This window comes from Salmonella sp. SJTUF15591 (assembly GCF_043356435.1).
GTDB classification, from domain to species: domain Bacteria; phylum Pseudomonadota; class Gammaproteobacteria; order Enterobacterales; family Enterobacteriaceae; genus Salmonella; species Salmonella enterica.
On sequence record NZ_JBEUJO010000001.1, the window covers coordinates 776,264 to 792,494 of the forward strand.

General features: G+C 53.7%; 11 protein-coding genes. 4 read left to right on the forward strand and 7 right to left on the reverse strand.

What is annotated here, in order from left to right; all coding sequences use genetic code 11:
- Positions 1-83 precede the first annotated feature (83 nt).
- From ABVM99_RS03945 to aspC, 4 genes are all read left to right on the forward strand, one after another.
- Positions 84-545: an Lrp/AsnC family transcriptional regulator gene (locus ABVM99_RS03945; RefSeq protein WP_000762342.1), complete on the forward strand. Its 462-nt coding sequence runs from the start codon at positions 84-86 to the stop codon at positions 543-545.
- Positions 546-745: 200 nt separating this feature from the next.
- On the forward strand, positions 746-2,146 hold the full coding sequence (asnS, locus tag ABVM99_RS03950; RefSeq protein WP_000117867.1) for an asparagine--tRNA ligase: 1,401 nt from the start codon (positions 746-748) through the stop codon (positions 2,144-2,146).
- Between the two features lie 606 nt (positions 2,147-2,752).
- Positions 2,753-3,844, forward strand: coding sequence for a porin OmpF (gene ompF / locus ABVM99_RS03955; protein ID WP_000977709.1), 1,092 nt, complete (start codon positions 2,753-2,755; stop codon positions 3,842-3,844).
- Positions 3,845-4,028: 184 nt separating this feature from the next.
- On the forward strand, positions 4,029-5,219 hold the full coding sequence (gene aspC / locus ABVM99_RS03960; protein WP_000462706.1) for an aspartate transaminase: 1,191 nt from the start codon (positions 4,029-4,031) through the stop codon (positions 5,217-5,219).
- Between the two features lie 61 nt (positions 5,220-5,280).
- Here aspC and ABVM99_RS03965 read toward each other — a convergent pair whose 3' ends face one another.
- From ABVM99_RS03965 to cmoM, 7 genes are all read right to left on the reverse strand, one after another.
- Positions 5,281-5,928: an MBL fold metallo-hydrolase gene (locus tag ABVM99_RS03965; RefSeq protein WP_001109471.1), complete on the reverse strand. Its 648-nt coding sequence runs from the start codon at positions 5,926-5,928 to the stop codon at positions 5,281-5,283.
- Between the two features lie 27 nt (positions 5,929-5,955).
- Positions 5,956-6,504 (reverse strand): YcbK family protein, encoded by a 549-nt coding sequence (locus tag ABVM99_RS03970; protein ID WP_000357052.1) that lies wholly within the window; start codon positions 6,502-6,504, stop codon positions 5,956-5,958.
- 259 nt (positions 6,505-6,763) lie between these two features.
- Positions 6,764-8,611: a L,D-transpeptidase gene (gene ldtD, locus ABVM99_RS03975; RefSeq protein WP_023194617.1), complete on the reverse strand. Its 1,848-nt coding sequence runs from the start codon at positions 8,609-8,611 to the stop codon at positions 6,764-6,766.
- 344 nt (positions 8,612-8,955) lie between these two features.
- A complete protein-coding gene (mukB, locus tag ABVM99_RS03980; RefSeq protein WP_000572743.1) occupies positions 8,956-13,422 on the reverse strand; it encodes a chromosome partition protein MukB in 4,467 nt (1,488 codons plus the stop codon).
- Positions 13,422-14,126, reverse strand: a complete 705-nt coding sequence (gene mukE / locus ABVM99_RS03985; RefSeq protein WP_000060025.1) for a chromosome partition protein MukE — start codon at positions 14,124-14,126, stop codon at positions 13,422-13,424. Before mukE ends, mukB begins: the two co-directional genes overlap by 1 nt.
- On the reverse strand, positions 14,107-15,429 hold the full coding sequence (mukF, locus tag ABVM99_RS03990; protein ID WP_001288828.1) for a chromosome partition protein MukF: 1,323 nt from the start codon (positions 15,427-15,429) through the stop codon (positions 14,107-14,109). The genes mukE and mukF overlap by 20 nt, the downstream gene beginning before the upstream one ends.
- Positions 15,422-16,225, reverse strand: a complete 804-nt coding sequence (cmoM, locus tag ABVM99_RS03995; RefSeq protein ID WP_001154025.1) for a tRNA uridine 5-oxyacetic acid(34) methyltransferase CmoM — start codon at positions 16,223-16,225, stop codon at positions 15,422-15,424. The genes mukF and cmoM overlap by 8 nt, the downstream gene beginning before the upstream one ends.
- Positions 16,226-16,231: the final 6 nt, after the last annotated feature.

Below are 16,231 nucleotides of genomic sequence, written 5' to 3' on the forward strand. Positions count from 1 at the left end.
CAATTTTCACCTTTTTTTAACGGTCTGGACGCGGCAAAATTGCGCGCAGTGATAGTCATCACATTAAAGAGGTTATTTGCGATATGAAGCTTGACGCCTGGGATAAAAACATTCTGACATTATTGCAGCGCGATAATCGTCTTTCTCAGCGGGAAATCGCCGAACAGGTCAATCTTTCACCTTCGGCAGTGAATCGTCGTATCGCGGCACTGGAGGAGGCGGGCATAATTAAAGGCAATGTCAGCCTTATTGATGCTGGCAAAGTGGGACGCCCGGTCACGATTGTGGTGCAGGTGGTGATCGAAAACGAGCGATTCAATTTACTGGAAGAGGCTCGTCAACGGTTTGTCAGTTGCCCGCAGGTGCAGCAGGTCTACTACGTAACGGGCGATTTCGACTTTTTACTGGTGCTCAATGTTCGTGACATGGCGGAATATGAAGCGCTTACCCGTGAGCTTTTCTTTTCCTCAGGCAATATTAAGTCTTTTAAAACGATTGTCGTGATGCAAAACGCCAAGCAAGAGATGCGCGTCCTGATCGAGTAACGTGCGCAAAGCTTGCAAAACCAGCCTAAATTCTCAATGGTTCGCGAGCAGGTGCGAACTTTTTACAGGTTTCTTTCTGAAAACCTGCTTCCAGATGCGATTTCTGCTTGTCTGATTGCAGATGCCAGGTAACATAGGAATACCCCCATTTCGGGTGGACAAGTGTTTATTTTTTCCGACTATTAACTAGAGAGAATATTATGAGCGTTGTGCCTGTAGCCGACGTACTCCAGGGCCGCGTAGCCGTTGACCAAGAAGTCACCGTGCGCGGATGGGTGCGTACCCGCCGAGATTCAAAAGCTGGCATCTCCTTCCTCGCCGTTTATGACGGCTCCTGCTTTGATCCTGTACAGGCTGTCATTAATAATTCTCTGCCCAATTATAATGAAGAAGTATTACACCTGACGACAGGCTGCTCCGTAGTAGTAACAGGTAAGGTTGTCGCGTCGCCGGGACAGGGGCAAAGTTTCGAAATCCAGGCCACGAAAGTAGAAGTCGCAGGCTGGGTGGAAGATCCGGATACCTACCCGATGGCGGCAAAACGCCATAGCATTGAGTATCTGCGTGAGGTCGCGCATCTGCGCCCGCGCACCAACCTGATTGGCGCGGTAGCGCGCGTCCGCCATACTCTGGCGCAGGCGCTGCATCGCTTCTTCGATGAGCAGGGTTTCTTTTGGGTCTCTACCCCGCTGATTACCGCTTCCGATACCGAAGGCGCTGGCGAAATGTTCCGCGTCTCAACGTTGGATCTGGAAAACCTGCCGCGTAACGACCAGGGCAGAGTAGATTTTGACAAAGACTTTTTTGGCAAAGAATCATTCCTGACCGTCTCCGGCCAGCTCAACGGTGAAACGTATGCCTGCGCGCTGTCCAAAATCTATACTTTTGGGCCGACCTTCCGCGCGGAAAATTCCAACACCAGCCGCCACCTGGCGGAGTTCTGGATGCTGGAGCCGGAAGTGGCGTTCGCCGATCTGGAAGACAACGCCCGTCTGGCGGAAGCCATGCTGAAATATGTCTTCAAGGCGGTTCTGGAAGAGCGTGCGGATGATATGAAGTTCTTTGCCGAACGCGTAGATAAAGACGCTATTGCTCGTCTGGAGCGTTTTGTCTCTACCGACTTCGCTCAGGTGGATTACACCGATGCGGTCGCCATTCTGGAACGCTGTGGTAAGACATTTGAAAACCCGGTGTTCTGGGGCGTCGACCTCTCTTCCGAACACGAACGCTATCTGGCGGAAGAGCATTTCAAAGCGCCGGTAGTGGTGAAAAACTATCCGAAGGAAATTAAAGCGTTTTACATGCGCCTTAACGAAGATGGCAAAACCGTGGCGGCCATGGATGTGCTGGCGCCGGGAATCGGCGAAATCATCGGTGGTTCCCAGCGTGAAGAGCGTCTGGATGTGCTGGATGCCCGTATGGCCGAAATGGGGCTGAATAAAGAGGATTACTGGTGGTATCGCGACTTGCGTCGCTACGGTACTGTACCGCATTCCGGCTTTGGCCTGGGCTTTGAACGCCTTATCGCTTACGTCACGGGTGTGCAAAACGTGCGTGATGTTATTCCATTCCCACGGACCCCACGCAACGCCAGCTTCTGATTTTTACGTCACACTCAAGGCCAGCTATGCTGGCCTTTTTTTTCGCCTGAATGTCAGTTTTATTATCAATAAGTAAATAAATTTAATTACAACCCTCTGAATTACCACATCTTGTTACTGTATATTTCACAAAAATATTTACACATAAAAATTAATCCTTAATTTTATTGCGGATTAGATTTTTCTGCTCTAATAGCACAATTTTTCACCACAATTTCGGACATCAAGACTTCTAAATGGCTATTTTTATGAAATAGCTCGTCTGCTGCTTTTTCAGGCACAACGGTTCTACAAGCCAATAATTACAATAAAATCATAGTGATAAAAGAAAAACGATCAAATCAAAGCGAGAACTCAGGGGAAGTTTGACGTTGTTCACAAAGTTCCTCAAAAATAACATTTGTTTACATATTTTTTCCTTTTGAAACAAAATCTTTATATTTGTAGCACTTTCACGGTAGCGAAACGTTAGTTTGAATGGAAAGATGCCTGTCAGACACATAAAGACACCAAACTCTCATCAATATTTCTGTAAAGTTTTATTGACGGAATTTATTGACGGCAGTGGCAGGTGTCATATAAAAAAACCAATGAGGGTAATAAATAATGATGAAGCGCAAAATCCTGGCAGCGGTGATCCCTGCCCTGCTGGCTGCTGCAACTGCAAACGCAGCAGAAATTTATAATAAAGATGGTAATAAGCTGGATCTGTACGGTAAAGCCGTGGGTCGTCACGTATGGACAACGACCGGCGATAGCAAAAATGCCGACCAGACTTATGCCCAGATTGGTTTTAAAGGGGAAACGCAGATTAACACCGATCTGACCGGTTTCGGTCAGTGGGAATACCGTACTAAAGCAGACCGCGCTGAAGGCGAACAGCAGAACTCGAATCTGGTCCGTCTGGCTTTCGCGGGTTTGAAATACGCGGAAGTGGGTTCAATCGATTATGGTCGTAACTACGGTATCGTTTACGATGTTGAATCCTATACCGATATGGCCCCCTACTTCTCCGGCGAAACCTGGGGCGGCGCCTATACCGATAACTACATGACCAGCCGTGCTGGCGGTTTGTTGACCTACCGTAACTCTGACTTCTTTGGTCTGGTGGACGGTCTCTCTTTCGGTATCCAGTATCAGGGTAAAAATCAGGACAACCACAGCATTAACTCTCAGAATGGCGATGGCGTAGGTTACACCATGGCATATGAGTTCGACGGCTTTGGCGTCACCGCAGCGTACAGCAACAGCAAGCGTACTAACGACCAGCAGGATCGCGATGGTAATGGCGATCGCGCAGAATCGTGGGCCGTTGGCGCGAAATATGATGCAAACAACGTCTACCTGGCTGCCGTATATGCTGAAACCCGCAATATGAGCATTGTTGAAAATACGGTTACCGATACCGTGGAAATGGCAAACAAAACGCAGAACCTGGAAGTGGTCGCTCAGTACCAGTTTGACTTCGGCCTGCGTCCGGCAATCTCGTATGTGCAGAGTAAAGGTAAGCAGTTGAACGGCGCCGACGGCTCGGCCGATCTGGCGAAATATATTCAGGCAGGCGCGACTTACTACTTCAACAAAAACATGAACGTATGGGTTGACTACCGTTTCAACCTGCTGGACGAAAACGACTACAGCTCCAGCTACGTTGGCACCGACGATCAGGCGGCTGTCGGTATTACTTACCAGTTCTGATCAGCAGACCCCTTTGTTTTATGCCTCAAAAACAGGACTTCGGTCCTGTTTTTTTATCTCTCTTAGAGAAAATGTGCGTCTTTCAAAAACAGGCAGGCTTTTTAGCGCTAACGGTTGGCATTTTGTAAATCTGCCGTTAACCTGATAGCGGATTTCCCTTCTGTAACTATAATGGAACCTCGTCATGTTTGAGAACATAACCGCCGCTCCTGCCGACCCGATTTTGGGCCTGACCGATCTGTTTCGCGCCGATGACCGTCCAGGGAAAATTAACCTTGGCATTGGCGTATATAAAGATGAAACCGGCAAAACACCGGTGCTCACCAGCGTTAAAAAAGCCGAGCAGTATTTACTGGAAAATGAAACGACGAAAAACTATCTCGGCATTGACGGGATTCCAGAATTTGCTCGCTGCACTCAGGAACTGCTGTTCGGCAAAGGCAGCGCGCTGATTAACGATAAGCGCGCACGCACGGCGCAAACGCCGGGCGGTACCGGCGCGTTACGCATTGCCGCCGACTTTTTGGCAAAAAATACTCCGGTAAAACGGGTGTGGGTGAGCAACCCCAGCTGGCCGAACCATAAAAGCGTGTTTAACGCTGCCGGCCTGGAAGTTCGGGAGTACGCTTACTACGATGCGGAAAATCACACGCTGGATTTTGAAGCGCTACAAGCCAGCCTGAGCGAAGCACAGGCCGGCGATGTGGTTCTGTTCCACGGTTGCTGTCATAACCCAACCGGCATTGACCCTACTCTGGAACAGTGGCAGGTTCTGGCTGAGCTTTCCGTTGAAAAAGGGTGGCTGCCGCTATTCGATTTCGCCTACCAGGGCTTTGCCCGCGGCCTGGAAGAAGATGCGGAAGGTCTGCGCGCCTTTGCCGCGCTGCATAAAGAGCTCATTGTCGCCAGCTCCTACTCCAAAAACTTCGGCTTATATAATGAGCGCGTCGGCGCCTGCACCCTCGTGGCTGCCGATGCGGAAACCGTGGATCGCGCTTTTAGCCAGATGAAATCCGCCATTCGCGCTAACTACTCCAACCCACCAGCGCACGGCGCGTCCATCGTCGCGACTATCCTGAGTAATGACGCCCTGCGCGCTATCTGGGAACAGGAACTGACGGACATGCGCCAGCGTATTCAGCGTATGCGTCAACTGTTCGTGAATACCTTGCAGGAAAAAGGCGCGAACCGTGACTTCAGCTTTATTATCAAGCAGAACGGGATGTTCTCATTCAGCGGTCTGACCAAAGATCAGGTGCTGCGTCTGCGTGAAGAGTTTGGCGTTTATGCCGTGGCTTCTGGTCGCGTGAACGTGGCGGGCATGACCCCGGATAATATGGCGCCGCTATGCGAAGCCATTGTTGCGGTACTGTAAAAAACTGTCGACTGGCGTGACCGATAAAAAAGCCTGCACATTGCAGGCTTTTTCATTCTGCTTACCAGACCGGCATCTCATCTTGCAGGAAGGGATTATGCAGACGCTCGTACCCGAGCGTAGAGAGCGGGCCGTGGCCAGGAATAAAGGTCACATCATCGCCAAGCGGCAATAATTTACGCTTAATAGCGTCAATCAACTGGGTGTGATCGCCGCGAGGAAAATCGCTGCGCCCGACGCCACCTTTGAAAATCACATCGCCGGAGATCAGCAGTTGCGACTGTTCATCAAAGAAAACCACGTGTCCCGGCGTGTGTCCCGGACAATGTAACACCTGTAACGTCACATTCCCCACGCTGACGCGATCGCCGTCGTTCAACCAGCGATCAGGCGTCAGCGGCTGACACTCATCCAGACCAAACATGCGGCTTTGCGCCGGCAGTCCTTGCAGCCAGAACTCATCTTCTTTTTCCGGACCGATAACAGGAACGCCGTAATGCTGCGCCAGTTCACTCGCCGCGCCGACATGATCGAGATGCCCATGCGTGAGTAAAATTTGCATCAACGTCACGCCGCTGGCGTCCACTTCCTGTTTAATTTTTTCCGCGTCGCCGCCCGGATCGACCAGCGCCGCCAGCCGGGTTTGTTCGCACCAGATTAATGAACAGTTCTGGGAGAACGCGGTGACCGGAATAATACGATAGTTCATACTGCTCCTTTGATTAAGCCTCGCTGATTACCAGTGCCGCGCCGGCCCGGTATCAATATGCACAAAGTTACTACGTGGGTAATATCCTACACCACCTGCGCGCATAGATAACGCCGCTTTGCGAATATTGCTCAGCGCCACGCCTTCAATATGAAAATCCATCGCCTGCCCTTTTGTATGGTAGCTTTTTTTCGCTACGCCGCTGCTACGGGCGCGTAATTCATTATTGGTATCAAGAGAACGGTAGCCTGAGATGAGCTGCACAGGTTTACGCGTCCCTAACAGCCCCTGAAGTCGGTAAAGTTGGTCAAACAGGCGGGGATCGATTGATCGGACTTTATTCGCGCGATAGTCACGGAAAAAATGGTTTAACTTTGCTAATTCATCCTGAATGTAGGCTCTTCCATCGAAAAACTCCGCCTTGATTGACTCTCCGGTATGGAGATTGTTTAACGTCAAAATGCGCGGGCGTGGGGTCGAGAGTGTGGCAAACGCTGGCGCGGGCAGGATGGCGGCGCCGAGGGCGACACCACCAAGCGCCAGCAGCTTGCGGCGATTAGCGTCAAATTTGTCCATGATAATCAGGTCTACAGGTCAATGTTATCGTTAATACACTTCTACCTTTAAGCAGACATGATACCGGCTGGCACAGACTTCTGAACGGCCCGGTCGACTTAAAGGTTATTGTATATGCACTTCTGGCGCACGAAAGGCACCTTAACTGCCGATAAAGCCCGCGTCAAGATGGCCCTCCCCCAGCCACAACGGGGGTCTACAGCGAAACGCCCCGTTGAAGCCAAACATTAGGACAACATATTTACCAGAACTTCTTCATTTACCTGATTAATTGTTCAACCTTTGGCACAATTTGTGCGCTGGATCGCGCTGTGAGATCGTAATTGTAAATATCTGTACGATATTGCATACGTCCATCTGCGCCGACAAACGCGGTCAGATAGTAAAGATTTACTGGAATGTTCTGCCGGATATTGACATACCGCGTGTCGCCTTGCTTCAGGGCGCCTGAGATCCGCGCATCGTTCCAGCCAGCATCCTGCAAGAGCATATTCGCCAGTTCAGAGGCCTTATTGACCCGCACGCAGCCGGAACTTAACGCCCTGGCGTCACGCTGAAAGAGATTATGGTTAGGCGTATCGTGCAGATAGATCGCATCTGAACTCGGCATATTAAATTTATAACGCCCCAGCGAATTGTGCGCGCCTGGCGCCTGCTGGAAACGGAACGGAAGATTCGATGGCGTAATGGTGGCCCAGTCAACCTGCCACGGATCGATCGCTTCTTTGCTGTTCCAGCCGCGCATCACGGTGTAGCCATGGCGCTCCAGATAGCCTGGGTCATTCCACACCTTCGGTAAAATGTCTTTACGCGCAAGCGTGGGCGGAACGTTCCACGGCGGGTTCACCACCACATTATTCAGCGCGCTGCTCATCATCGGCGTTTTACGATCGGGACGCCCGACGATCACCCTTGAAGCCAGCACCTGGTTGCCATTCTGATAGTAGACCAGCGAATAAGCGGGAATGTTTACCATAATACCGGTAGAGAGTTCCGCCGGCAGCAGGCGTAAACGCTGGATATTCAGTGCCAGTACGCCTGCGCGTTGCGCGGGGGTCATATTAAGCCAGTTACGCGTCGCCGGGCCAATGACGCCATCCGCCCCCAGCCCTTGCCATGCCTGAAAACGCTTTACCGCCTCGACCAGTTCACGATCGTAGGCGCGTGCCGCCGGAGCCGGCTTACTACGGCGGGCCGTTGGTTCGTCGACCGGCTGCGCCACCGATGTTTCGTCGACCACGGCGGAGGGGCTGACGACGGCGCTATCAGCAGTGTTATCGCCGGGTAAGGCTATCTTTGGACCGCCATCCAGCATCCCCGTACGCTGTAATATTTCGCGCAGCGCAGGCACATCGTTACTCCATTGCCCCGGGCGCAGCGTCGCGGTATTGGTCAACTGCGGCCACGGGCGAGAGTCCGCCACCAGCTTCAGCAACGCGTCATGCATGGGCGCATACTGTGGATGCTGCGGCGCCAGGCTGGCGACAAACATCGGCAACTGGCCCTCTTCCAGCGCGATTTGCCACTGGTTAATCACCGAGACTGGCGGCGTCGCCAATGCGTAAGGTTTGTTGCTATATAACCAGCGCTGGCCTTTGACGGGGATATTCGCAATGAAATGGAGATAGCCCATCATGGCGTCTGACAACACAACATCGCGCGCCATACCGTTTACGGCGGGATCGGTCAACAATGCCACCCAGGCGGTAAACTGCGGCTGGAATCCGGCAATCGCCACCTCCGCCAACTGTTGCTGGAAGGCTTTCACCGCATCGCGATTATCCCACATGGGCTTCATGTCGCGCGCGGCATACAGCAATGTCAGCTGGCTCATATAGACCGGCGTATAGCCGGAAGGAAGCTGCGACTGTAAATCAGCCCGGACTTTCTCGGCTGAAACGCCCTCCGGCAGCGGCTGAATCCCGGCCATAATCGCCGTCGCGGCGGATTGCTTCTGCGGCCCAGCCTGATCCGTCGCGGCAACGGCGCTATCGCCAGGTATCATTTCAGGCTCATCGGCCTGCGCATTGAACAGTGGAGCGAATGTTACGGCCAGGCATAAACTGATTGCCGACAGACAACGACCACACATCTTATTAAGCAACATCCCTTGCCCCCTGTTTTCGTTATCATACTCCGCATGACTGCGCTGCCCGCAGCGCGGGTCAACCGCAACCAATGCTTTTGTTTAGTATGACGAGTCAGCCTGCTCACTCGTCAGGCTTAACTCCAGTATATAAAGTTCGTTACGTTTTTGCCTAACCTAATGTAAAGAAGTTTAAAGAAAATGCACTACCCGGAGAGATTTTTCAGATAAAGAAAAAGGCGGCTTTCGCCGCCCCAGGCTAATGATAAAACAAAACTTGTTGTGCCGGATGGCGGCGTAACCGACTTATCCGGCCTTGCCTGATAAGCGAGGCGCCATCGGGCACTTCATCGTTTCTGCCGTGTTTAACTCGCTTCTGAAGGCGTATCTTCCGTCTGCGTACCGGGAAGCGTTTCCGGAAGCTGCGGCGCAAAGCCACGCAGCCCGACAACATGAACATGCTCAGTATTCTGAAACACTTTACGCACCAGTTTATAGGTCGTGCCCTTCTCCGGACTGATGTTTTCCGGCGCAGCGATGATGAGCTGCATCTGCAAACGTTCACATAGTTCAAACAGCGTGGCGATAGAGCGCGCATCCAGACGCGCCGCTTCATCGAGGAACAGCAGGCGACATGGCGAAATATCTTTCCCGCGCAGTCTGCGCGCTTCGTCTTCCCAGCTTTGCACCACCATCACCAGAATTGACATCCCGGTCCCGATAGCTTCCCCCGTTGATAGCGCGCCGGATTCCGCACGCAGCCAGCCGTCGGACCCACGGTTAACTTCAACTTCCATTTCCAGATAGTTACGGTAGTCCAGCAGCTCCTCGCCGATGGTCTGCGGCGTACGTTGCCCCATATCGATCTGCGGATTCAGACGCTGGTACAGTTTCGCCAGCGCTTCAGAGAAGGTCAGACGATTGCTGTTAAACAGATCCTGGTGCTGCTCCTGCTGTTCTGAAAGCACATCCAGCAAGGTGGCATGCGTTTCACGCACGTTGACGTTTAACCGCACGCTATTCACCTGGCCAAACGAGACGCTTTGCAACCCCTGGTTCAGCATACGGATACGGTTCTGCTCACGCTGGATAGTCTTGCGGATGATGTTTGCCACGCTGCGGGAACTGATCGCCAGCTTTTGCTCACGCGATGTCAGCTCTTCCGTCAGACGGCTCAGTTCAATCTCCATTTGTTCAATGGCTTCAACCGGATCGTCGGTACGAATAATATCCTGACGAATACGTTCGCGCAGATGCTGGTAAACGGCCACAAAGAACTGGATTTTACGTTCCGGGCGTTTCGGATCTTCCGACAGGCGCAATACGTCGCGCAGATGTTCGTTATCCGCGACGGCCAGGCGCAGCGCGCCCAACGCCTTATCCGACATGGAGCGCAGTTCATCCGCCGACAGATAAGCCAGCTCACGACGGTGCAGACGGCGTTCCACGCCATTGTCTTTCACCATCCGCATGACTGCGCACCAGCCGGCTTTCGCGGTCACAACCTGCTCGCGCATTTCATGATAATCGCGCTCCAGCTTGCGCAGTTTACGGGTCAGGTTCTCCATCTCCGCTTCGCAGAAGGTGAGCGCTTTCTCAAGCTGATTGCGACGCGAACGGTTATTGCTCAACTGGGCGTGCAGTTCATCGCGACGCTGGCGGGCACGCTCTTCCGCCCCGCTGTCGGCGCGAACGCCAATATCCTGTAATTCGCGCTGCAAATCGTTAAGCAGCTCTTTTTTCGTGTCGTAAGAGCTTTTTAGCGAGGCCAGGACCTGGCTGTACTGACTTAACTGCGCGGCATGGCTGCGCAGCGCTTCGCGGGCGCGGGTACGCTCGGCTTCCGCCTGCTCCAGCCGCTGGCGCAGCTTTTCATTGAGATCGCTGTTGCCGCTCAGCATTTCCGCCGAGTCGGAATAGCTGAAATGCGCCCGACGTTCGACGACTTCAGCCAGCGCAAAAGCCTGCTGGCGCGCGTCGCGCTGCATTTGCTGCGACCATGCATAGTCTTCTTTTAACTGCTCAAACTGTTCCGGATCGCTTTGCAGAACGGAAACCACCGGCTCCAGTTTGGCTAACTGGTTGCCATATTGCTGCACAAATCGCGCCGCTTCCTGCGCCTCATCCAACCGTTCCTGAATTTCATCGACCCGATCGGCCAGCGTTTCATCGGCCAATAAATTCAGCCGCGGCAGCAAACGGTTAAGCGCGGAAACGCCCTCTTTCGCCTGCTCAAACTGAAGGCGCTGCTGCTGGTTGTCGTTTTCATGCGTCGCCAGCGCGCGCTCCAGCTCGACGCGACGCCCGTTCAGTCGGCGAATTTCCGCTTCCGGATCGTCCTCAAAGGCAACGGAAAGGTGGCTGCCGATAAAACGGCTGAACGCCTGGTGCAAACGCTGGGTTTTCTGCACGTCAAACGAGAGCGTGGCAAAACGCTCGGAAAGCACTTCCCGTTCCGCATGGAGACTTTCAATACGGTTCTCGCGCGCCGCACGGCCAAAAATAGGCAGCGACGGGAAACGCGAATAACGCCACTGACGGTCGGCAATTTTCACGACCACCGCCTTTTCCAGCTCGTCAACGCTGAATACGCTGTCATCAAAAGACTGCGGATCGCCTTCGATCAGGTACAGATCTTCCGGGCAGTCGGTCAGACCTTCAAGCTGTTCGGCTATTTGCGATAAATCCGGTACGACGATCGCATGGCGCGACGGGCCATACAGTGCGGAGAAGTACGGCGCATCTTCAAGACTGACATCGTCGTAGATTTCCGACAGCAGTACCCCGCCAAAACGCTCCGCCAGCGCATTCAAACGCTGATCTTCCGCGCCGCCCGGCTGGCTTAAACGTTCGATCTCTTCATCAACCGCATTTTTACGCGCGCCCACTTCGTCGCGTTCGACAATGGCTTCGCGCTCACGCTCCAGTAGCTGTTGCAGGTATTCGGTCACTTCCTGGCTGGACGTAAACTCCTCGCCGCACTGTTCGCTAAGCTGGTTCAGACTGTTTTGCGCCGCCAGCCAGACGGGCGCACGCCGCATCAGATGTTGAATACGCGACTGAAGCTGCTCCTGCTCCTGACGCAAGGCCATACGCTGTTCGCTGGCTGACGACACGCTATCAGACAAGGACGCGATGCGGGCTTCCAGCTCCTGATGCAGCGCTTCCAGTTCGTCAATATCAAAATTTTTGCCCTGTCGCTTACAGAACTCCGCCAGCAGACGTTCCGCCTCTTGCTGCTCGCGCAGTCGCTGTTCCAGTTCGCTCAGACGCATCCGCAGCGGCTGTACCTGTTCCGCCAGATGACGCTGGTTCACGCCGTCCCGTAACAGCTCGCGCGCCACGTCCCAGGCTTCGCTACGCGCCAGCGGGCCGTTGATCGCCGCCACCAGCTGGTAAGCCTGCTCAAACTGACTGTGCGCGGTTTGCGCCACGCTCATTTTTTGTTCCAACGACAGCAGTTTTTCCGTAGCTTCCTGCTCTTTTGCCTGGAAAGTATCCAGCCATTCGGCGGCGCTTTCCGGCGTTAGATCCGGTAGATGGCAAAGTTCTTTAGCGCGGGCAAGCGCTGATATCGCCTGGTTATACTGAATCGCGCGCGTTTGCTGTACATCCAGCGCCTGCTGGTAATCCGCAAGCTGGCTTTTGAGTTCATCGACTTCCAGCTCGGCGGCTTCGGCACGCGCTTCATTTTCGTCCTGCATTTCGGCGGCTTCCGCCACCACTTCGTTTTGCTCTTCGAGTCGAATCTGCAGCTCTTCAAGATCCGCTTCGTAGCGTTCAATTTTTTCCTGCTGGCGCAGCGCGGTTTGCACCAGATTCAGGTGATCGCTCGCCGCCTGATAATCCGCTTCAAGAGAACCTTCGGCGCCGTTATGTTCGCCCAACTCACGGGCCATATCGACGTGCTTATACTGCTCTGCCGCCAGCTGCTTGCGCGATGTGTACAGTTCGCGTCGAAACGCCAACGCCTGATCAAGGTGAACCCGACGCTCATTGGCGTGGCGCATATAATCCGCCGCCACATAATCGGTGGCTTCGCTGATCAAATGCTTAAACAGATCGCGATCGGATTGGGTAACACGAATCGCTTCCAGCGTGAGTCGGTTCTCGCGCAGCGCCGCTTCCATATCCTGGAATGCCTTGCGCACGCCGCTGTTTTCCGGCAATAAATAATCGCGTAGCGACCGGGTAATGGCGCTGGAGATCCCGCCGTACAGCGAGGCCTCTATCAAACGATAGAATTTACTACGATCGGAAGCGGAGCGCAGACGACGGGCGATAATCCCTAAGTCAAACATCAGCGAATGATAATCGGTGATGGAGTTAAACTGCTTAAACTGCACGCCTTCCATCTCGTCAAGCTTGTCTTTCAGCTCAGCAAGCGACAGTACGCGCGCCTGACGTTCGTTTAATGTCTCCGTCACCAGTTGTGTCGGCTGTACCGACATCGGCAGCCCCTGGATAGCAAACGGTTTGATGTCCACTTTGCGATCGCGCCCAGCGACCTGCTGCAGACGCACGCCGACCACCACCCGCTGATGGCGGGAATTAATGGTGTCGAGCATGGAGTAACAGACGCCCGCCTTCAGCTTACCGTGCAAACCTTTATCGCGCGAACCGCTGGTGGCGCCAGCTTCCGTGGTGTTACGGAAGTGCAGTAATGTAAGATCCGGGATCAGCGCCGTGACGAACGCCGCCATCGTCGTGGATTTCCCGGCGCCGTTGCCCCCGGATAACGTCGTGACCAGTTCATCCAGGTCAAAAGTGCGGGCAAAAAAACCGTTCCAGTTAATCAGCGTTAGCGAGCGAAATTTACCGCGTTCAATCATTATTCTTCCTCTCCACTGTCCGGCTGACTCTCTTCGGTCTCATCATTAAGTTGCAGATGGTTTTCAATGGGCATCGCTTCCCCGTCGCGGATGAGACGACGCTGCGCCTCGCGAGGATCGTCGCCGGCGCGGACATCCGCGCCAAAGCGGAAGACCGATTCGGTAATGCGGAATTTGCTGCTGTCGTGGCCCATAAACCATACCATGCCCAAACGACGCAGGCGGTTTAAAGAAGAACGCACCTTTTCCTGCAGTTTCTGACGATCAACGTCAGATCCCGTCGAGCGGTTATTCACCAGCTTTAGCAGTTTGGCTTCGTCCGCAAGGGTAAGCAGCTCGTCGTACAACTCCTGCTGAGTAAAGATCCCTTCGTTGGCCAGACGCTCCGGGCTAAGATAGAGGTAGCAGAGAATTTTACCGACCATCATATCCAGTTCGGATAACACCGAGCGCGGGATAAGCGTGGTAGAACGCGGACGCAGGTAGAAGAACCCCTCCGGCGCGCGAATCAGTTCCACGTTATAACGCGCGTAAAACTCTTCCAGGTATTCCTGAAAATCCATCAGAAAGGCATGATTATCCAGTTCGTCCAGCCCGATGTGGCGGCCCGAACGTAATGCGCTATCCAGCGCCGGAAATAACGGATTCGCCAGCGCCTGCGCCAGCTTAACCGGCATCACTTGTTCAATATTTGTCAATGACATGCGCCTGTACCTTGGCTCCGTAATCATTAATCGGCTGCCATTTGGCTGGCAGTCCGGTGAAATCTGCTTGCGCTACGCCAAGACGTACCGCTTGATCGATAACAATACGCGCCACGTCGAAATGACGCGCGCGCGGGTATTGCGCCAGATACTCGCGCACCACCAGCCCAAGATCCAGTGGCGTTTGTCTGGTTTTGTAGATAGCCAGCTGTTCTTCAATGATGGCCGCTAACTGCTCGCGGATCTCGTTAAACTCTTCATATTCCAGATCCGGCGGCAACTCCCCGGTGACTTCATCGTCACGCAACGCCATCTCTTCATCGCGCATATCCAGCAGACGATCGGCATTCGCGTAGGTTAGCGCCCACGGATCGTCAAAATAAGTCTGCACGGACTGGCGCAACCGCTGGGCGAAGACACGGTTTTTATCCATATCGATCGCGGTACGGATAAATTTATGCACGTGACGATCGTAACCGATCCATAAATCGATAGACTGCTGACCCCAACTGATAATGCGGTCGAGTTTACTTTGTAAGTCAAACACCAGCCTGTCGACAAAATGCAGATCATCGTGCGTCATCGTGGCATCCTGAATGCGCAGCAGGTTAGCCTGCAGCTTATCGCCCGCCGCCTCCAGCGTATCCTGCAACTCGCGCAGCGTACCGGACGTTTCGGAAAGCAGCAGTTCACAGCTGGAAATCGCCGCCCGCCAGTCTTTATTCAGCAGTTGTGCGATATCGTCTTTCACCTGCTGCTGCTGTTCATCCATGATGCGCTGGGTGAGATCGATACTGTCGAAAATCTCCGCCACCGAATATTTCAATGGCGCGTAAACGTTGCGATGCCAGTGGAACTCATCGCCACCCTCCGCTGCCGCATCCGCCGCGCGCTTCAATTCGCCGGCCACAATCGACAACTGCATAGAAAGACGCAGCGTAGAGAATTCGCGTTGACGAATGTAGTAATCGGTGATGCCAATCCCGAGCGGGGTTAATCGGTAAATCGCATTGCCTTCCGCCTGCTCGCTGGTAAAGCGGTTCAGCAGACGTTGACGCACCATATCGTTAATCGCGTTGTTCGCGCGCACGCCGATGGTTTCGCTGGTTTGCTCAAACGCATCACTCACATGGCGGAATGCATCCACCAGCTCGCCTTCACTCATCTCGCCGTCAAGGCGTTCGCCGTTCAACGTGGCGACCGCCAGCAGAAAGGAAAGTCTGTCTACCGGCAGCGAGATGGAAAAGTCGTTTTTTCTGGCCCAGGCAACCAGTTCGGGGACTGTCTGGGAAAATTCACTCATAGGTTATCCTTGCATCTGCGGCTAGCGCCGGGCTTTTAATCGCGGTGACATGAATGTAGCGCCCAAGGCTAATATACGGCTCCTGGCGGCAATAACGCGTTTCCAGTTCGACCAGGGTCTCATAACAGTCACGCTGCTGGTGTTTTTCACGCAGATAATCATGAAACACACGCACGCCGGTTTTACCGGTAATCTGCCAGCCAATCGCCTCCAGCCACTGGTACACCTGCGCGGGGTCGCGCGGGTAGTCAGGCGACAGCGTGCGCTTCTTGCGTTTAGGCATCCCCGCCTGCACGTAGTCAAAATTACCCGCCACCATATTGTGCATCAGCAAACCGTTAGCGTTATAGAACATCAACGACAGCGCGCCGCCAGGGCGCAATACTGACCAGAGCGTTTCTAATACGCCGACAGGATCGGCTACCCACTCCAGCACAGCATGAAACAATATCAGATCAACCGGGCTTTCCAAATGCGAAGCGACGTCCTGAGCCGGGCATTGTATAAAATGCATGTCTTTGCTCACACCTTTTGCCTCGGCCGCCTGCCGCGCGCGGGCGATCATTTCGCCAGACAGATCGCATAACGTCACCTGATGGCCGCGTTCCGCCATCTTAATCGCCGTTTGCCCTTCGCCGCCGCCGGCATCCAGTACCCGCAGTTTTCGCCCGCCAATCTCCTCCAGCACGCGATCCAGGTCTTGCCACAGAATGGCTTGCCGCAGTTGTCCTTTGGTCGTGCCGTAAATGTTACGGGAAAACTTTTCAGCAATGTCATCAAAATTGCGATCCTGCATCGGACT